The organism is Paenibacillus oryzisoli (assembly GCF_050467285.1).
Classification (GTDB): Bacteria; Bacillota; Bacilli; order Paenibacillales; family NBRC-103111; genus Paenibacillus_E; species Paenibacillus_E oryzisoli_A.
In genome coordinates this window covers 623,956-643,670 of sequence record NZ_JBCMUN010000006.1, presented here as the reverse complement: position 1 = coordinate 643,670, position 19,715 = coordinate 623,956, and the positions used below count along the sequence as shown (strand labels likewise).

The window sequence follows — 19,715 nt, the reverse complement described above, 5'->3', positions numbered from 1 at the left end:
AGTGTAAGATTGTCAGGTTGTCAGACAAGTTGAAGTAAAAAGAAGAACCCTTACAATCAGGTTCTCTCTATATTAAACGATTTTGACTGAAATGCCAATCTCCTCAATTTGCTCCCGCAGCTCGCCTGTCACCCGATCGTCTGTAATCAGAACGTCGACATCCGACAGTACGCCGACCTGCGTAAAGGCTCGCACGCCGATTTTGCTGGCATCCGCAATGAGAATGACTTGATCGGCCAGCTCGATCATTTTCTGCTTCACACCGGCCTGGAGCTCATCGGATTCGCTGATGCCCCGAGTGGCATGCACGCCTTTGCAGGAAAGAAACAGCTTGTCGACGTGATAATGATCGAGCGAACGCTCCGCCAAAGGTCCTACGTACGATAACGAGCGCTTGGCGAGCTGACCGCCGGTGGAGATGACTTTCACTTTCTCCTTGCCGGCCAGCTCCATCGCGACCTTGATCGAATTGGTTAGCACCGTGAGCGGAATGTCCGGAAGTATGGACGCCATATACCAAGCTGTTGTGGAGGCATCCAAAATGATGCGGTCATGCGGCTGAATCCAGTTGATCGCCTCGCGCGCAATTCGCTTCTTTTCCTCGGAGAACATCGTTTCCCGTTCAAAAAAAGGCGTCTCACTCGTCTGATTCTCCTTGACGGACACCGCGCCTCCGTGGGATCTGCGCAGACGGCCATCCTGCTCCAGCCGGTCCAGATCGCGGCGGATCGTCTCCTCTGTCACCTGGCACAGCTCACTAAGCTCAGACACACGAATGCTGCCGCGCTCGTTCACGACCTGCACAATCTTTTCATACCGCTCTGCTACTAACATACGAAACCCTCTTTTCTACGCCAAAATCCCTGTTACTGCGAGGAAACGACCGTAAGCGTCCTCCCAAGCGTCACGCTGCGCAGGCTCATACACCTTCACAGGGAACGACTCGCGAATGACCTTGCGCGCTTCCCAAATGTCCGCGAACTCCCCGCGGGCAATCCACTGAACCGCCAGGTTGCCGATAGCGCTGCCTTCCGCAGGTCCTGCCCATACCGGTTTGCCGATGGCATTCGACGTCCATTGGCAGAGCAGCTCATTATTAATGCCGCCGCCAACCATATGCAGGCCGTTAAAACGCTGCGCGGACACTTCTTCCGTCATCCCAAGCACATACCGATATTTTAACGCGAGACTCTCCATGATACAACGGACAACTTCACCAGGGCTTTCCGGCGCACGCTGCCCGGTTTGCTGACAGTACTGGCGAATGCGCGGCGTCATATCCCCGGCGTGCAGGAACAGCACATCGTCCGGATCGATCCAAGCCTGGAAAGCCGGCGCCTGATCGGCAAGCTGCACGAGCTCTGGGAAAGTATAGTTCTGTCCCGCGCGATCCCATTCGCGTTTGGTCTCCTGGAGAATCCAGAGGCCCATAATGTTTTTCAGCAGACGGAACGTGCCGCCCACGCCGCCTTCATTCGTGAAGTTCAGCCGCTGCGAAGTTTCGTTGATCACAGGCGCATCCACTTCCGTACCCATCAGGGACCAAGTGCCGCAACTTAAGTAGGCAAAAGATTTCTCAAGCGCCGGCACTGCCGCCACCGCTGAGCCTGTATCGTGCTCGGCGACGGCGATCACCGGAATGGCGCCGACGCCCAGCTCGCTCTGCACCGAGGGGCGAAGCTGACCAACGCTCGCGCCCGGCTGTACGACCGTACCGAACAAGGTTGCCGGCACGCCGATCGCCGCAAGCAAGTCACGGTCCCAGCTCATCGTGACCGGATTGTAGAACTGCGTCGTCGTCGCATTCGAGAACTCATTGAACATCTCACCGGTCAAGAAATACCGGAGCAGGTCGGGAATCATCAAGAACTTATCCGCTGCTTGAAGGACCGGCGAGTTCGCCGATTTCAAAGCCGCCAGCTGATAAATCGTATTGAACGGCAGAAACTGAATGCCGGTTTTGCCAAAAATGTGAGACGGCGTCAACTCCGCCATCAGCTTCTCCATCACACCGTCGGTGTGCGGATCGCGGTAATGGTACGGATTGCCGAGCAGCTCGCCGTTCTGGCCGATAAGGCCGAAGTCGACGGCCCAGGAGTCGATGCCGATGCTGTGCACCTCGTGTCCGCCTTGCTTCGCCCTGAGCAGCCCCGCCTTGATCTCATGATACAGGCGCAAAATATCCCACTGAAGCCGGTTCCCTACGGAAACCGGATCATTGGAAAAACGGTGAAGCTCTTCTGTTTCAATGCGCCGATCGGTCAAGCGGCCGAGCAGCGCTCTGCCGCTGCTCGCCCCTAAATCGTAGGCAAGGATGCTCACCAGGAAGCACCGCCCTTGCCTCTCACCAAAATATCTTTGCCGTACGCGCTGGACATGTACGCTTTCATCGGATCGAGCGGCAAGCCTTGCTCTTCGCGGATTGCGTGCAGCAGCGGCGTTACGTCGAATTCAAACGCTCTGCGCACCGCGTCTTCCGCGCCCAGCACGTCGCCGTTCGCTTGCGCTTCTTCGATCTCCGCGTGGTTGATCAGCAGCGCTTTCGCGAATTGCGTTTGCACGTTCAGGACGGAACGCAGCATTGCAGGAATTTTCTTCTCAATATTATGCGATTGGTCGATCATGTACGCGATATTCGCCACGTTGTCGCGAATCGCAGCATCTTGATCACGGGATGCATTCAAAATTTGATAGAAAATCAAGAACAATTCATACGGATTCGTTGTACCGACAATCAAATCGTCGTCCGCATATTTACGGGAGTTGAAGTGGAAGCCGCCCAGACGTTTTTCGTCCAGCAAGTAAGCCACGATGTGCTCGATATTTGCCCCTGGCAGGTGGTGACCTGTATCCACAAGCACTTCCGCTTGAGGGCCGAGCTTGAGCGCGTAGTTGAACGCCATGCCCCAATCCGCAATATCTGTGTGGTAGAACGCAGGCTCGAAGCATTTGTATTCGATCAGCATGCGCATTTCCGGTGTCATCGCTTTGTACATTTCACCAAGCGCTTCCAGCATCCAGTTTTTACGTTTGCGGATGTCGCCTTGGCCCGGGTAGTTCGTGCCGTCAGCAAACCAAAGGCTCAGATCGCGGGAGCCGGTTTCTTTGGCAATGTCCACGCACTCCAGCAGATGGTTGATCGCTTTGCGGCGAATCGCAGCATCCGCGTTCGTTACGCTGCCCAGCATGTAATCGTCTTCTTGGAAAAGGTTCGGGTTCACCGCGCCGATTTTGAGGCCCAGACCTTCCGCATGGTTGCGCAGCTTGCCGTAGTCTTCGACTTTATCCCATGGAATGTGGATCGCAACGGATGGGCAAAGGCCAGTCAAACCGTGAACTTGCGCAGCATCTTCGAATTTTTCGAACGGATTGCGCGGCACGCCTTCTTTTTGGAACACTTTAAAACGAGTACCGGAGTCGCCGTAACCCCAGGACGGTGTTTCGATTTTGAGCGCTTTTAGCTGCGTTTTCACTTGGTCAAGGTCAATGCCTCTTGCTTTTTGTTGTTCTTCAAATAATGCGTAAGCGCGATCTGTCATTGTGAACACCCTTTCAATAGTAGATAGGAAAGGAAGCGCCGACCTAAACCGACGCTCCTGTAAGTTGTCTTATCGTGTAAATGCCGCAGGTACGCCGCCGTCGATGGTCAGCATGCAGCCTGTTGTTTTATCGGACTTGGAGGAAGCGAAGAACGCAATTCCTTCTGCGATGTCTCTTGGGAAAATGTTTACGAGCAAAGTCGTACGTTTACGGTAGTACTCTTCCAGTTGATCCGGCTCGATGCCGTATGCTGCTGCACGCTCGTTTCTCCAGGAGCCGTTCCAGATCGCGGAGCCTTGAAGAATCGCGTCAGGCAGAATCGTGTTGACACGGATGCCGAACTCGCCGCCTTCTGCTGCGATACAACGTGCAAGGTGAGCTTCGAGTGCTTTCGCCGCGCTGTACGCTGTCGCGTTTTTACCAGCGTAGACGGAGTTTTTGGAACCGATGAAGACCATGTTGCCGCCGATGCCTTGTGTTTTCATCAATTTGAACGCTTCGCGGGCAACGAGGAAGTACCCTGTGCCGAGCACGTTCATGTTCAAGTTCCATTCTTTCAAGGAAGTTTCGTCAAAAGGACTCGACGTCGCCAGACCCGCGTTGTTGACGATAATGTCCACGCCACCGTAAGCGAGCGCTGTTTCCGCATAAGCCGCAGCAACCAATTCTTCGCTGGTTACGTCAACTTTTACCGCGATCGCACGGTTTTCGCCGTATTTCGCGTTGATTTCAGCCGCTACCTTTTCCGCACCTTCAAGGTTCAAGTCAGCCAGCACGACGTGCGCGCCTTCGGAGACGAGTCTGCGTGCCGTTTCGCTGCCGATACCGCCGGCTCCGCCTGTGATGAACGCGACTTTGCGGGAGAATTCCGCTTCCGCCGGCGCAAGGCTCAATTTGTACAGCTCAAGCGGCCAGTACTCCACGTTGTAGGACTCGTTTTCGCTCAGGGAAACGAAGTTGCCCAGCGCTGTTGCGCCGCGCATAACGGCTACCGCACGGTGGTACAAAGCGCCACTAACTTGGGAGTTTGCCCAGTTCTTGCCTGTGTTGATCATCCCTACGCCCGGGATCAAGATGACGCGAGGCGCTGCTTCAAACATCACGTCGCCTTCGTTTTTGTTTCTTTCAAAGTAAGCTTGGTACTGCTCTTTGTATGCCGAGATGCCTTCTTTCAGCTTCGCTTTCAAACCTTCCACGTCATCTGCATTTGGCTCCCAGTTGATGTAGAGAGGAACGACTTTCGTGTGTACCAAGTGGTCCGGGCAAGCTGCGCCAACTTGAGACAGCGTTGCTGCGTCTTGCGAACTTGCAAAGCCCAGAACGTCCGCTTCGTCGTCGAACGTCAGGATCATTTTTTTCACGTCGCTGACAGCGCCGCGGATGGTTGGCATCACTTGCGCTGCTACTGCGCGTCTAACTTCAGGCGCAAGTGCTTCGTATTTTGCCCCGCCGAACAGTTTGTCTTCGTTCACGCGAGCTTCGATGTAAGCTTCGGCTTCGGAGATGATTTTGATGGTTTGGGCATAGCAGGCTTCGGACGTTTCGCCCCAAGTGACCAGGCCGTGTTTTTCCATGAGAACGAGTTCAGCGTTAGGGTTGGCCAGTACGCCTTCTGCGATCATTTTGGAGAGCGTGAAGCCAGGACGTACATAAGGTACCCAAACGAAGCGGTCGCCAAAAATTTCTTTTGCGATTTCTTTCCCGTTGTCTGCGCAGCAGAGCGAGATGATCGCGTCTGGATGCGTGTGGTCGACGTGCTTGAACGGCAGGAACGCGTGAAGCAAGGTTTCAATGGAGGCACGCGGGTGTTTCGCGTCGATCATGCAGTTTGCAAGGTAAGCAACCATTTCTGCGTCCGGCATTTCTTCTTTCTCGAAAAGAGGGCGAATATCCTCCATGCGCAGACCTGTAAAGTTGCCCGCTTTCATTGTAGCGAGGTCGGAGCCACTGCCTTTTACAAACATCACTTCGACGTCGCGGCCGCGGAAATCTTTTACGATCGTTTTGGAGGATGTGTTGCCGCCACCCCAGTTGCATACACGGCGATCAGTGCCGATGATATTCGAACGATAAACGAGTTGATCCAGACCGCTTTGCAGTTTGGACGCTTCTTGGTTGTCCCACAAACTTTGTACCATGAAAATAACCTCCGTTTATTTGCATTTATTTTTGTTTTCGCTTTTATGTTTTTATATTAGCACCGAAACACAGATTTGTATATATAAAAAAAGAAAAACAAACACATATACAGAAAATCGGGGGCAAGCTGCCTCAACTGCTCAACTGGAATTATACGGGAGGAATTCCAGTTCAGTTTGCTGTCTCCCTTGCTCAGCCTACTCCTACTTATAAATAGGACACACCGCCGAAGCAGCATGTCCTTTTCTTCTGATCTTCGTCCGCGTCGTTGCTGTTACCGTTCTGCAGGCTGCCTCCGTTGCCGAGGCCATTGCTGCCATTTACCGCGATAATACTTTCCCCCATTGAGCAAAAAGAAACCCAAAACCGCTTAAAAGAACGGTTTTGGGTTCACAATACGCATTATTGAATTTTATAAGGCAGCTTAAACGTCCACAACAGCGTCCCATTCTCGGGCGTCGTGCTGTCGATGCCGAAATCGTTGTCGTTCGTAATCACAAGTGTATCGCCATTCACCAGCGAAACGCCTTCGATTTTTTCATACGGGAACTTGAAGCCTACCGCGTCCAGCACCGTCCATTTTTTTACAGGCAAAATGCTGTTCGTTTTCAGATCCTGCACGCTCATTTGCTCCAACGTCTTGCCAGCCGCATCCGCGCTGTCGTACTTGCCAAGAACGTTCGTCGCTGTCGACAAATCCACTTGATAAATGCGTTTCAGCTGCGCCTTATCGCCGGTGAACTTGTCGCGCTCGTCGATGAGCAGCGTGTTCTCGTTCACGGCCACAAGGTCGGAAATCACGATGTCTCCTTGCGCTAAATCCTTAAACTGCTTGGCATCCTCCAGCAAGTAGGTAAACTCGGCCACCGGCTTCAGCGTCGCCAAATCGAACTTCAGGATGCGAACCTGACGGGAGTTGTCCATCGCTTTGTCCGGATTGCGAAGCGCGTTTTGCATCGCCATGAACATGTATTTGCCGTCCGGCGTAATGCCGACCGCTTCCGCTCCGCGGTTTTGGCGAAGCTTGTTATAGACGGCCGGCAGCGTTTCACGCGCAGGCACGAGCGGCGTCGCCGCTTGCGACGCCCACCCTTGCGGTACGATACGCTCGATGATCGTGCCGTCACGCTTCACGTGAACGATGGACGGGCCGTACTCGTCGGAGATCCAGAACGTATCGTCCGTCGGATTGTACGCAAGCCCTTCGATATCCAAACCATATGGATCGTAAGCCAGTTCTTTTTCACCTTTTGGATCGAACGGCGCTTCGTCACGACCTTTAATGTTCGGCAAGCCCGTAATCGCGCTTGTTCCCGAAACCGGATCATTGCCGGACAGCTTTAGCGGCCATTTGTCCAAAATTTTAATCTCGCCGCCGCTCGCTTCAATATTATAAATTGTCGGCGTGTAGTTCGGGAGCGGGAATGTGCGGAGCGTTTTGCCGTTGACGTCGATTTGTCCGTTCGGCCCGCGATCCGCCGTCGTATAGAACACATTGTCCGGATCCCCCGGAAGGTGCGTCAGCGAGGAGCCTACACCCATTTTAATACCATCGGCCAAATTAGGAGCTTTCAGTTCGTATTTCCCGGTCAGAGCAGGCTTGTCCGTCATCGCTACGCTGCTGCGGAACTCGTCCCAATCGACATATTTGCCGGTAGCTTCCGCCAGCGCGCGCACAGGCAAGTACAAGCTGCCCTCAATATTAACAGCAGGGGTGCTCGGAACAACCGTTTTCCCATTGTTAGCGTATGTAATTTGTTCGGAAGTTTCGCCGCTCTTCGTTGCCGCGACAGCCGTACCTGTCACAGCCACGCTAAGTGTAAGCAGCATTGACGTTTGTGCGATCCATTTTTTCATCTCTCTGCAAAGCTCCCTTCGATTAGCACGAATAATAAGTCACCCTTTACTTATAGCAAAGGAATGTTAATCGAAGCGCAGCCCAATGATAAGATTTTGTAAATATACAGTTGATTTCTCAAGCTCTGCGGTTGCGGGATCGTGATATAATGATGGAAACAATCGACATCCAAAGGAGCAGGCTTATGATTTGGAATCAAATGAGTTTTCATAACACAGCGGAATTAGAAGCAATTCCGGGACTTCCCGGCTGGCGGCTGCAGCGTTTTCCCCGAGCGGTGCGCGACAAGCTGGGACACGGCGCCCATGAGAAGGGCCGCTTCGTCTCGCAAGCCTCCACCGGCTGTGAAATCCGCTTCGTCACGGATGCACCGTTTATCCGCATCGCCTTATCCGCCACCGTGGAAGACGGCGATATCGTTGTTTACAACGGCGATTTCTTTCATTCCATGCACCGCCTAAAAACCGGAGAAATCTGCACCCTGCAGTTGAACAAGCCGGAGCGATTCGACGAGGTTGACGCTTCCGCGTTACGGCAAGGCCGGTTCTCTCCGCAAGTGTGGCGTATTGCCATTAGCCGAAACTACTATCCGGGAAGGGCTTTTCAAGTCGCCTTCCATCATCTGGATACGTTCGGACACGACGTTCGGCCTCCGATGCCCGAAGAGCTTCCGGTGCTGACGATGCTTGCCTACGGCTCCTCGATCACACACGGCTCCGGCGCAACCGTTCAGCATCTGGCTTACATCCAGCAGACAGCCAGTCGCTTGGGCGTGGATGTCTGGAACAAAGGCGTCGGCGGATCCTGCCTGATTGAGCCTGCCATGACGGATTACCTCATGCAGCTGGAGGATTGGGATCTGGCAGTGCTCGAGCTTGGCGTAAATATGCGCGGCATGTTCACTCCGGATGAGTTTGAAGCGCGGGCACGCTACCTGATCTCGGGACTGCTTGCGAACCAACCGGGCAAGCCTGTTGTGCTGATTTCTATTTTTCCGAACTCGGCAGATGTACGAAAGGATGCGAATAATCCGCTGACTGAGTCCAATCGTGAATTCATCCAGCGCCTGCAGCGCATTTACGATGACCTACAGCATCCTCATCTGCATTTTGTGGACGGTCATGACATATTGACTGACTTCAGCCGTTTGACCAACGATCTGATCCATCCTTCCGATGAGGGTCACATCCAGATGGGGCAGCATTTGGCGGATCGGCTGAGAGCTCTTGTGGACAAGCTTTGAGCCTATCAAAAGGCGCAAAAAGGCATGCCGCCAAAGCAGCATGCCTTTTTCTTAACCCATTCGAAATGTGCAGCGCTATATGCTCAGCAGCCGTTCAATCTCTTCCCGTGCCGGGATCGACTGCTGCGCCCCTTCCTGCGATACAGCCAGCGCTGCGGCCGCCGAAGCAAAACGCAAACCCGACGCCACGTCCTTGCCCTCTGTGCTTGCCGCCGACCAGGCGCCGATGAACGTGTCGCCAGCCGCCGTCGTGTCAACGACATCGACGCGGAACGCCGGCGACAGCACGGCTTCGCCATCGCGCGCGCGATAATAAGCGCCGGCTTCGCCCAGCGTCAGGATGACCGCCTCTACGCCTTGCGCAATCAGCTTGTCCGCCGCAGCCTCTGCGGCCTCCTCCCCGCTGACCTCGATGCCCGTCGCGCATTCCGCTTCCGTCTGGTTCAGCACCAGCACATTCAGGTAGGCGTACATCTCGTCCGGTACGACCATCGCCGGAGCCGGATTAAAGCAGACCGCCACGCCATGTACCCCAGCCCATTCCATCGCAAAGCGGTTGATCACCCACGGCACTTCATTTTGCAGCAAAATCATATCGATAGCTCCAAGCTGCTCCAAGCTTGTCCGCACCTCGTCAATCTCAACCTTATCGTTGGCGCCGCCGGTCAAGACGATCGTATTCTCGCCTTCGCCATTTACAGTAATGGTCGCCAAGCCGGAAGACCCCGGTTTAACCGCGATATGCTGCGTGTTTACGCCATAGGCGGCAAGTGAATCAATGAGAACACTGCCAAAAGCGTCATCGCCGACTGCGCCGATCATCGAAACCTGTGCCCCGGCTTTGGCCGCGGCCAGCGCTTGATTCGCCCCTTTGCCCCCGCATCCGTACGTCGTGCCGTGGCTTTTGATCGTTTCACCCGGCTTGGGGAATTGATCTACTTCAGATACAACATCCATGTTCAAACTGCCGATAACCGCAATATGCGCCATAACTGCCTCCGATTTCTCGATAGTGTGTGCAACTAACCAATCTACTTATAGTATAAGTTGTACCCATTTGTTTCAGCAATTGCTAATTTCGCCTGCACAGCTTGATGTGAAATCGGGAATGTTGAGGCGGTAGATCAGCCTTGCGGTGAGAAGCTGTATTTCCTACATCAAATTTAGAAAAACAGACCTTTTTAATGAAGCATCTTGTATTTCCTACAGGTAAATCGCCGCTTACATACTGTTTTTTGCGAAAAGGAAGGGCAATGGCGATATTTTCCTGTATGTTTTACATGATTTTGGCGCATATGGACCCATTTATGGATAATTACCTGCATGTTTTACAGGAAAGTGATGGAAGGTCGAGGAAGCGATCGGTTCCCGACTTCAATAAAGCCGAATTTGCCCGAGATTTTCAAGGAAAATGTACAGGGAGATGCACCCACGCGTACCAAAAAAAGCTTGGCGCTAACGCCAAGCTTTTTTGAATCCGCTTCTACACATACGTAGCGGGCTTATACAACCGCACATCGCTAGCCTGCAGCCTCGCGTGCACCTTCTCGATCGCGACGCTGCGCACGTCGCATGCGTCCTCAAGGGCGAGGGACGCCGCGATGCCGGCGGCCTGCCCAAGCGCATAGCACGTCGGCTGCACGCGCATCGACGACATCGCGACATGCGTCGCCGAAATGGAGCGGCCGGCGACGAGCAGGTTCGTCACCTCGGCCGGCACCATGCAGCGGTACGGAATGTCGTAGCCGCTGACGTGGCGTTCGTCCGTTGTTTTGCTGCCGTCTGGGCTGTGGATGTCGATTTCGTAGTTCGTCTGGGCGACGACATCCGAGAACCGACGGCCTCCGACGACATCCTGCTCCGTCAGCGTATACAAGCCGCGAATCTGGTTGGTCTCCCGGACGCCGACCTGATTCGCCACATGCGAGAGCGCATACGTCTCGAAGCCGTTGCGCTGCAAGTAGTGCACGATCGAGAACACTTGACGCAAGGCCTCGGTCTCAGCGTAGTTCGTATCTTTAATCGTGGCGCCGTTGCCCTTGACCCGCGTCATATTCACAAGCAGTTGTCCGTCTTCGCCCCGCTCCCAATACAGGTGACGTCCTTGCGGAAGGTCGGACACCTTCTCATAGTAGTAGCAGCCTTCCGGCAGGAACGGCTTGACCGGTTTGCCGGTGTTCTGCATCATGAACATGAGCGTCATCGGCTGTGTCAGCCCGTCTTGCTCCCGGCCCGACGTATGCGGCACGCCGCTGTCGATCGCCACGCGGGCATCCCCCGTACAGTCGATGAACTGCGCCGCTTCAAAAGCTCTCAGCCCTTCCCTCGTGGACGCGACCACGGCCTGAAGTTTATCGCCTTCCTTGACAGCCCCGATAAATTCAGTATGGTAGATGACCTCGACGCCTTCCTTTTTCATCTTCTCATTCAAATACTGCCGCAGCACGAACGGCGAATATTGCGGAGCGATCGATGTGTCATGATCGTCCGGCAAGTAGGAAGCAAGCACTTCGCTGATCAATTCCCGATAAATGCCCGTCACATTCCCAATTGGCATAAAAATGCTAACGTTCCCGAGCGTTCCCATGCCGCCGAGTTGACCGGATTTTTCAAGCAAAATCACCTTCCGCCCGCAGCGAGCCGCCGCAATGGCAGCCGCCGTACCCGCCGGGCCTCCCCCGATTACCACAACATCGGCCCGTTCGTACGTCTTAATTTGCCGTTGAAAATCATAGGTGCGTTGTTCCGTCATGCTCATTCTCCTCCTGTTTGGGCGCGGCCCCTATCAAAAAAGCCTCCGCTGCCTGAAGTCCATAGCGCTTTCATGGCTTCATTATAAGCGGAGACTAACGGCCTGGCTTTGTCAAAACGTCGGGAGGATTGATCAAAACGTCTTTTTAATTAGGAGCCCTGACTTTGCTCGGGGCATACCCAAAACGCTGTCTGTACATTTTGGAAAAGTGATGCACACTGGAGAATCCGCAGCTGTCCGCAATCGTCTGAAGCGGCAATACCGTGCTCCGCAGCAGTTCTGTCGCGTAATCAAGCCGCAGCTTCAGCAAATATTGATGCGGCGGCATGCCGAACTGCTGGCGGAAATGCTCCGAGAAATAGGAGCGCGACATCAGCGCCTTATGGGCCATTTCCTCCACAGACAGCGGCTCCGACAGCCGATATTGCAAATAGGCCGGCACCCAGTGGAGCGAGGTGGAGCGCTTGCTCTCCGATGTGCTGTGCGATGCATACGTCTTGAGCAGGTGCAGCACAATTTCCGTGGCGTGCAGCTGCGCCTGAAGCTGATCAACCGCATTTTTCTCCTGCCAGTGTGTGACGATCTTCCGCAGCGTGCCCGCCAGCCACTCCGAGCCTGCCGTCTCCAGGACGTAGGGAATCGCAATGTCAGTGAAACTGCGCAAACTCGGCTGCATGCCCGGCGCGTCAGCGTCTTCCCTGCTATCCAGCGGCACAATCATGTTCGCCTTTGGATCCGTGTCAGAAGGGAACCAGTCCATATGCAGCGCCAAAAACAAAATATGACCATCCGACGCGAGCTGGTGAGGAACGCCAGGCCCGACAAAACTGAACTGCCCGGCCCCAACCCGGTGCACACCGCCTTCCACCTGCAGCCTGAACTCACCCTCCAACACGTGCAGCAACATATAATCCGTCACCATTCTCGGTGGCGTTCGCCAGTTATGATAGTGCAGCAAATCCGCATACCGAATATACGGCTGCAGCGCTTGTTTCAGGATGGAATCGGCAGACATGCGCTAAACTCCTTCTATTTATAATGGCCCCTCGGCTTCTTGCCCGACCATCGTTCATCCACCGCTTCACTGGCGGACTGGTACCTGGCGTCTACGCTGAGGCGGTATTGATTCGTTGTATTTTCGAGGGAACAATGGAGCAAAAACATGCCGAAAATCAGCACATCACCCGCTTCGAACTCCGCTGTCGCCCATTTCCCGCCGAATTTCTCCGTAATGAGCAGCGGATCATTCGTATAATGTCCGATCCCGTCGCGATCCGAGTCCTTCGTTCCGTACGTCGCCTTCAACTGATCGAATCGATGTGAGCCCAGACAAATCGCGAGTCCGCCCATCTCATAGGGGATATCGCCAAGCGGACTCCAGACGGTGTAGACGTTCTGCGTGCCCCGTCCCATATAAATAATATCATAATGCGCCCCCGTAAAGTCACCTTTGCCGACGGCCCGCAGCCATTTATAATGATACGTTAAGGAACGCTCACCGAGCAATGTATCCCAAAAACGCATCACATGGTCACCGTTCAGCACATTCAGCAAGGCTGGCAAATCTTCATTCGTGCCGCCCATGAAAATCGTTTTGCTGCCGTCCGCCATGTAGCCCTCTTCCAGCTCCGTATCTCGATCCAGCTTGCCCATGCCCCGCATTTTCTCCAAAATGCTCGTTCTAGCTAGTGCAACCTCTCCCGGATCATGGAATCCGCGCAGCAGCAAATAGCCGTCCGCCTCCAGCCTCGCCCGTAGCGCCTCCACATCGTGCATAATGTCGTTTGAGCTTCGCAGCTCCGTTAAATGGGGACCATGCATCTCCAGCTCCCGACTGCCAACTTTAACCATCCTCTTAGGTCGCCTCCAAACGTTAGGAATACGATAAGTGTACGGAAGAATGCGGCGTAGCACCATGGAGTTCTATCTTTATCACATGTATAATCGTACGTAAATCAAGAAAAGTCAGGAGAACGTCCATGAGCTTCATGAACATCCCTTATCGAGTAGATGTACCGCAGGAGTCTGTCTGCCGATTCGTTTCTATCTGGCACGTCCATGCCGACCCGTCCTACACAGTCAACAAAAAGAACGGCTTCGATGACCCGGGCATCTTTATCACCATCTCGGGGACAGGAACATTCCTGCAAGGCGGCAATTTAAACACGCTTGAACCGGGTACGCTTTTCTTCGTCGAAGCCGGAAGCCCTGCCGTCTACGCCTGCCATGCGGCCGAATGGAAGTTTTACTATCTCGACTTCAGCTCGCTGGACATGGTTCGGCAGCTCGGGCTGCCCATCCATACCGTCGTCCCTATCGCCAAAATGCCAGAAACGGAATACCTTTGCCGCAAACTGACGGAAACGCTCATTGCCAGGCCACTCGGCCACATGTATGCCTCGAGCCTGATCCTGCAGGAACTGCTGCTCCTGTTCGCCAGAACTTACGCCCAGCCAGAAGCTTCGTCCGGGCATCAGGAGCTGACCGATGTGCTCATGTATATTCATTCGCATTTTCATACCAGCCTCACGGTCGATGAGCTGGTTCGGCTCAGTCAGCTGTCGCGCACTGTTTTTTTCAAGCGATTCCGGGCGGTTACAGGCCAGGCGCCAAGCGACTACATCCTGACGCTCAAGCTGAATTCCGCGCAGCTGTCGCTGGAAACAACTCGGCACCCGATTAAGGAGATCGCGGCTAATCTTAGCTTTTATGATGAATTTCACTTTTCCAAGCTGTTCAAGAGAAAATTTGGACTTTCCCCCAAAGCCTACCGGGAGCTGAAAGAGCGCTAGTCTGCGGACATAGGAAAAGACCGCTCTAGTGAGCGATCTTGTTGTGATCTGTTCTATGTGGAATTGCATCGGGTGTATTCCTCCTCGTGTTGTGTAGGGGTGGGGCATGAAACGGCACCCCTCCCCCTTGCAATATATAAGTGGTGGTAAACAGAGTGAAAGCAGTAACGGATGCCACGGCGCTTATTGTCCCGAAAAGTGCGCCATATAGAATCTAACGGTCGCCACAGCGCTTATTTCGATGAAATTTAGTGAAATGGAGCCGATTTGGCTCGGTGGCAACCGTTACAGTTTGAAACGAACGATTTTGGGCCAAATAGCCGCTGTGGCGAGACTGTCGATTAATTGTTTATACTTTGGGAATCTGCGAGAGAACACAAAATGTATACGAAAAATCATATATAATGTGCTGCATTCACATAAAATCAATCAATTCTATTCGAAATATCATACACATTTCGTGATTTGAGGCCTGATTTTGAATATGTATTCGAANNATATGTATTCGAAAAATCATACACATTCTCTACGCGTATCCGTTCACGGATAAAACTGTTCACAGTTAATCGACAGCCTCGTGGCGAGCATTAGCACAGTAACGTACCGTTGTCGCCCCCCTGCGAAGCAAGAATAATCTTCAAAGGGGAATTTACGCCCCTCACAGCTCAAACCCATCCTGCGTCCGTTCCAGCCAGCCGCGCAATTCATCTTCCAGCTCCAGCATTAGCCCCTCCTGCGGGGCCTCCATAAGAATAACAGGATGCAGCTGATACGGATCTTCCTGATGGTCGTACAATATCCGCTCCACCGCTGCGCCTGGCATGTAGCCTTTATGCACGACATAGGTGTACCTCCCGGTGCGGATGCCCCGCCAACCGAATTGACGATTGTCGAGCCCCGCCGCGGCGTAGGCATCCATCGCCTCCTTGCGGCCGGGGAACGCGCAGAGAAACGCCGAAGAGATGTCCGTGCGGCTTTGTCCCAGCACATCGCCGGACAGGTCAAGCCCTTCCACCGTTGCAGGAACCTCAAGCCCTGCAAGTCCCAGCAGCGTAGGCATAATATCGACCGAGTTAAAAAGCAGATCCGTCCGCCCCGGTGCGATGCGGCCGGGCCAGTGCATCAAGCACGGGATGCCGATGGATTCCTCGTGCCACGAATGTTTCGCCATCAGGCCGTGCGACCCCATGAGCTCGCCGTGGTCGGAGGACAGCACGAGCAGCGTGTTCTCGGCCAGCCCAAGCTGCTGCAATTCCCGCCAGATGCGGCCGAACTGCTCATCAAGGCCAGACACTGCGGCGAAGTAATCGCGCGTATAGCGAAGCAGCGCCTCGTCCCCGCTTTCGAACGGCTCGCCTGTGTGCGCCGCGAGGTGATCTGCGCTGACATTCGGGCGCAGCGTCAGCTCCCGTTCGCGGTACAGCTCCTTGTACCGCTCAGGCACTAGCTCGAACGGACTGTGCGGCGGATTCCAGGAGAGGAACAGCGCAAACGGCTTCTGCCCCTCGCTCTGTTCGTCTTTGCGGTCGCCTTCGCCCTCTCCTTTGCCCTTGCAGTTGCCTTCGCCCCCGCCGCCGCGCGACCGGATAAAGTCCAGCGCCACGTCCGTTTCATGTTCGAGTGACCATTGGTCAATTTTGATCATTTCCGGCGTATCCCGCCAGTAATGGGGCTGCAAATGCTGATCGTACGCGCCGTACGAATACCAGAAATCGAACCCGTGCCGTTTCGGCCCCGGCGGGGTGTAGGCGTCCCACGCACGAGCACCGGACTCCGGCGCTGGGCTAAGATTCATCTCCGGCAAATCGAGATGCCACTTGCCGATATAGCCGGTCTGGTACCCGGCGGCCTTGAGCACATCGCCGATGCCCACCTCGTCGGGGCTGAGCATAAGGTCGGCCCCGATTTTGCAATTCGTATAGACGCCAGTCGATTGCGGATACTTGCCGGTCATCAGCGCCGCCCGGTGCGGTGAGCACAATGGCGTGCAAGAAAGCGCATGGTTGAACACCAAGCTTTCCTCGGCAAACCGGTCGATGTTCGGCGTGATTACCTCATCTTCACCCATAAACCCGGCCGCCTGCTTGCGCCATTGGTCCGCGAAAATATAAATGATATTTGGCTTCATTGGTTACCGCTCCCTTACCCTTTGACGGCGCCGGCAGAAATGCCTTCGACAAAATGATCCTGCGCCATAAAGTAGATGATAATGGTCGGAATAATGGCACAGACAGCTGCAGCCATCAGCGGCCCGTACTCTGTCGCGTGCTCCGACTGGAAGTGCTGCATGCCAAGCTGGAGTGTGAACAGCGCATCCGAGTTCAGATAGATGAGCGGCCCAAGGAAATCGTTCCAGGCGTGCATGAACGTGAAGATCGTCAAAGAGGCAATCGCCGGACGGATCAACGGCAGTATGATGCGGGAGTAAATACCGAACTCGCTCAAGCCGTCGATTCTCGCCGCCTCAGACAACTCCTCCGGGATCGACATGAAAAACTGACGGAATAAAAACACGCCGAACGGACTAAAGGCCCCGAGTAAAATGAGCGCCCAATGCGAATCAATCAAGCCGATTTTCTTCATTAACATAAACTGCGGAATCATCATCACCTGATACGGCACCATCATCGTCGCCACATACAGGAAGAACAAGCGGTCCCGCTCTGGAAATTTCACCTTGGCGAACGCATAGGCCGCCGTCGAGCACGTAATAATTTGCAGCAGCGTGGTGAGCACCGCGATTTTAATCGTATTCAAGTAGTAGGTGAAGAAAGGAAGCTCTGTCCACACCTTGCTATAATTCGACCAGTAAAAATGGCTCGGGATCCACTGAATCGGGAATCCGAATATTTCCGCTTCCGATTTGACCGATGCCGAAAGCATCCACAGAAACGGCACGACCATCGACAGAGCGACGACCGTCACGACGATGTACAGCACGGCTTTTCGGATCAAAGCCCCGACCTGCGGACGTCTCTGTACCGTGATGGCAGCCCGATTGGGCGCTGCTTGTGTATTCATACCCGCTTCTCCCTTCTCTCGTATCCCCTGCTGCCGCTAGGAGTAGTTCACCCAACGCTTCTGTCCTCTGAACTGAATGAGGGTAATGATCAATATAATCGCGAACAGCACATAAGCCATTGCCGACGCGTAGCCGTATTCAAAACGCTGGAACGCCGTATAATAAATATCGTACACAAGCATATGCGTGGAGCGCCCTGGCCCGCCCTTGGTCAGCACGAAGACCAGATCGAATACTTTGAAGGAATTGATAATGCCCATAATGACGGTGAAAAAAATGACCGGAGACAGCATCGGCACTGTAATATTTCGAAACTGCGATACTTTGCCTGCGCCGTCAATTTCGGCCGCTTCGTAAAGATCTTTCGGAATGCCCTGCAAGCCTGCGAGATACAGCACCATGTAATAGCCAATTGAATGCCAAATGCTGACGATAATGACCGAAAGCAAGGCCCATTTCGTTGAGGCTAGCCAGGTCGGCGGATTGTCGATCCCGAGACTGTGGAGGAAGCCGTTGATCGGTCCCATCGTCGGATTGTAGAGCAGCTGCCACACGACGGCTACGGCAATCGTGGCGGTAATGTGCGGCAGAAAAATGGCCGTGCGGAATATTTTAACGCCTCTCAACCCTTTGTTGAGCGCGACTGCTGCCAAAATCGCAAGAATCAAGGTCACCGGCACGGAAACGGCCGTCATCACTAAGCTGTTGAGCAAGGAAATGCGGAATGTTTCGTCGCTCCACAAGCGTGTGTAGTTGGATAGACCAGCAAACGTAATGTCGCCGAATCCGTTCCACTCCGTGAAGCTCATCAAGAATGAAGCGCCAACGGGAATACAGATAAATAACAGAAATCCGATGATATTGGGAAGCAAAAATGCGTACCCGGTCAAACGATTGCGCCGAAGCGCTTTACTTGCAGCCTTCATGTGCCTCACCCCTATGGAAGCGGCCGGGCTTCGCCTGTTAAAGCGAAGCCCGCCTGCCGCTTTGTCTGCCCGAACTATTTGCCTGCCTTGTAATCCTTGGCGTATTTATCTGCCCACTCGCTTTGCACGCGCTGACCGATCTTCTGAATCGCTTGATCAACTGTTTGCGCACCAGTGAGCGCCATTTCGCCCTCTTGCTTGTACACGTTGCCCACCAGGATATTCTTCACGCCCGGCAGCAGCGGGTATTCCGGATATTCTTTTTGTTCTACGAAGTAGTGGATGTTTTTCGGTTTCTGACTGCCATCGCCGATATACGTCTTGCGGATGTCGTCATTAATGTAGCCGGTGAGGAACCCTTTGGCCGCAAACTGCTTCGCGCCTTTGGCCCCGCTCATGAACTCCACGACCTTGAACGCTTCTTCTTTATGCTTCGAGCTTTTGTTCACCATCAGCGACACCGGCGTCGCCAGGCTCGTATTGGCGGCTACGCCGTCCGGATGCGGAACAGGCACCACGTCCCAGTCAAAGCTGATTTTCTTCTCCGCTTCCGCTTGGCGAAGCTGCGCCACATGCCAGTCGCCGATGAGGTTCATCGCGACGTTGCCTTTTTGGAACGCCGAGTTGTAATGTGCGGACGTCGTAATCTGCTCGGCCCAGCCCATGATCGAACCGTCTTTTTCCATATCCATCCGGAATTGCAGCCCTTTCTTGAACGGGGACAAGTCCTTGTCGATGATCGACGCGCCCGTCTGTACGCCTTGCATATACCACGTCTGCGCCCAAGGATGCAGGAATGCGCCGTAAATTTTGTTCGCACCCTCGCCTTTCGTCATCTTTTTCGCCAAATCGCGGAATTCGTTCCAGGTCATATCCGCCTTCGGATAGGCAACGCCGGCCTGATCGAATAGCGTTTTGTTATAAAACAGCATCCAGTTGGATTTCCGGTAAGGAAGCCCGTAAATTTTGCCGTTTACTTTCAAGGAGTCGAACAGCGGTCCATAACCGGACACGTCGACATTCGCCTTTTTCACATAATCGTCGAGCGGCTCGAGAATGCCGGTATCGAGGAACACGTCCATGTTGCCGCCGAAAATGTCGATATTTTCTCCCGAGGAGAGCTGCATGCGAAGCTTCTCGTAATATTGTGCCTGCGGGATTGTCTCGAACTGCACATCGATATTCGGATTCTCTTTGCTGAAATCGGCATAAGCCGCTTTAAACGTTTCCAAATCGTCGGTCAGCACGGTTGCTTTCAAGCTTACTTTCTCTGTTTTCGCCCCCGGCGAAGCCGAGCTTGAGTTACCTGTGGACGAACCCGCAGCGCCGCATCCGGCCAGCAATCCAATCAGAACAGAGCCTGTTACCGCAAGTGTTAAGCTTTTTTTCATTTGACACTCACCCTTTTTTTGATATGATTTGTTTGCGCTTTCTTAATTTGAA

The 19,715-nt window shown here is 53.9% G+C and carries 16 protein-coding genes; 2 read left to right on the top strand and 14 right to left on the bottom strand.

From position 1 onward, the window contains the following. Positions 1–72 precede the first annotated feature (72 nt). From ABE504_RS11640 to ABE504_RS11615, 6 genes are all read right to left on the bottom strand, one after another. On the bottom strand, positions 73–834 hold the full coding sequence (locus ABE504_RS11640) for a DeoR/GlpR family DNA-binding transcription regulator (protein WP_430088297.1): 762 nt from the start codon (positions 832–834) through the stop codon (positions 73–75). A gap of 15 nt (positions 835–849) precedes the next feature. Next, positions 850–2,322: a rhamnulokinase gene (locus tag ABE504_RS11635; RefSeq protein WP_430088295.1), complete on the bottom strand. Its 1,473-nt coding sequence runs from the start codon at positions 2,320–2,322 to the stop codon at positions 850–852. After that, a complete protein-coding gene (rhaI, locus tag ABE504_RS11630; RefSeq protein ID WP_430088293.1) occupies positions 2,319–3,539 on the bottom strand; it encodes an L-rhamnose isomerase in 1,221 nt (406 codons plus the stop codon). The genes ABE504_RS11635 and rhaI overlap by 4 nt, the downstream gene beginning before the upstream one ends. Before the next feature lie 69 nt (positions 3,540–3,608). Then, positions 3,609–5,678 carry a bifunctional aldolase/short-chain dehydrogenase gene (locus tag ABE504_RS11625; protein WP_430088291.1) on the bottom strand — a complete coding sequence of 690 codons (2,070 nt, stop codon included), beginning with the start codon at positions 5,676–5,678 and terminating at the stop codon, positions 3,609–3,611. Positions 5,679–5,886: 208 nt separating this feature from the next. Continuing rightward, on the bottom strand, positions 5,887–6,024 hold the full coding sequence (locus ABE504_RS11620) for a hypothetical protein (protein ID WP_430088289.1): 138 nt from the start codon (positions 6,022–6,024) through the stop codon (positions 5,887–5,889). Between the two features lie 57 nt (positions 6,025–6,081). Next, positions 6,082–7,536 (bottom strand): esterase-like activity of phytase family protein, encoded by a 1,455-nt coding sequence (locus ABE504_RS11615; protein ID WP_430088287.1) that lies wholly within the window; start codon positions 7,534–7,536, stop codon positions 6,082–6,084. 185 nt (positions 7,537–7,721) lie between these two features. Here ABE504_RS11615 and ABE504_RS11610 point away from each other — a divergent pair, with 185 nt between their 5' ends. Continuing rightward, positions 7,722–8,780 carry a GDSL-type esterase/lipase family protein gene (locus tag ABE504_RS11610; protein ID WP_430088286.1) on the top strand — a complete coding sequence of 353 codons (1,059 nt, stop codon included), beginning with the start codon at positions 7,722–7,724 and terminating at the stop codon, positions 8,778–8,780. A 75-nt stretch (positions 8,781–8,855) separates the two neighbouring features. Here the strand turns inward: ABE504_RS11610 and rbsK are convergent, their stop codons facing one another. From rbsK to ABE504_RS11590, 4 genes are all read right to left on the bottom strand, one after another. Further along, entirely contained in the window at positions 8,856–9,770 is a 915-nt protein-coding gene (gene rbsK, locus ABE504_RS11605; protein WP_430088284.1) for a ribokinase, read from the bottom strand. 493 nt (positions 9,771–10,263) lie between these two features. After that, positions 10,264–11,532, bottom strand: coding sequence for an FAD-dependent oxidoreductase (locus tag ABE504_RS11600; RefSeq protein WP_430088283.1), 1,269 nt, complete (start codon positions 11,530–11,532; stop codon positions 10,264–10,266). Positions 11,533–11,677: 145 nt separating this feature from the next. After that, positions 11,678–12,547 (bottom strand): helix-turn-helix domain-containing protein, encoded by an 870-nt coding sequence (locus ABE504_RS11595; protein ID WP_430088281.1) that lies wholly within the window; start codon positions 12,545–12,547, stop codon positions 11,678–11,680. A 14-nt stretch (positions 12,548–12,561) separates the two neighbouring features. Beyond that, positions 12,562–13,383, bottom strand: coding sequence for a phytanoyl-CoA dioxygenase family protein (locus ABE504_RS11590; RefSeq protein WP_430088279.1), 822 nt, complete (start codon positions 13,381–13,383; stop codon positions 12,562–12,564). Between the two features lie 128 nt (positions 13,384–13,511). Here ABE504_RS11590 and ABE504_RS11585 point away from each other — a divergent pair, with 128 nt between their 5' ends. Further along, positions 13,512–14,324 carry an AraC family transcriptional regulator gene (locus ABE504_RS11585; RefSeq protein WP_430088277.1) on the top strand — a complete coding sequence of 271 codons (813 nt, stop codon included), beginning with the start codon at positions 13,512–13,514 and terminating at the stop codon, positions 14,322–14,324. A 658-nt stretch (positions 14,325–14,982) separates the two neighbouring features. On the opposite strand, the gene ABE504_RS11580 is transcribed toward ABE504_RS11585, so the two are convergent. From ABE504_RS11580 to ABE504_RS11565, 4 genes are all read right to left on the bottom strand, one after another. Continuing rightward, a complete protein-coding gene (locus ABE504_RS11580) occupies positions 14,983–16,452 on the bottom strand; it encodes a sulfatase family protein (protein WP_430088275.1) in 1,470 nt (489 codons plus the stop codon). 14 nt (positions 16,453–16,466) lie between these two features. After that, positions 16,467–17,345 (bottom strand): carbohydrate ABC transporter permease, encoded by an 879-nt coding sequence (locus ABE504_RS11575; RefSeq protein WP_430088273.1) that lies wholly within the window; start codon positions 17,343–17,345, stop codon positions 16,467–16,469. A gap of 36 nt (positions 17,346–17,381) precedes the next feature. Continuing rightward, positions 17,382–18,272 carry a carbohydrate ABC transporter permease gene (locus tag ABE504_RS11570; protein WP_430088271.1) on the bottom strand — a complete coding sequence of 297 codons (891 nt, stop codon included), beginning with the start codon at positions 18,270–18,272 and terminating at the stop codon, positions 17,382–17,384. Between the two features lie 74 nt (positions 18,273–18,346). Then, positions 18,347–19,663, bottom strand: a complete 1,317-nt coding sequence (locus ABE504_RS11565) for an ABC transporter substrate-binding protein (RefSeq protein ID WP_430088269.1) — start codon at positions 19,661–19,663, stop codon at positions 18,347–18,349. Between the last annotated feature and the right edge of the window lie 52 nt (positions 19,664–19,715).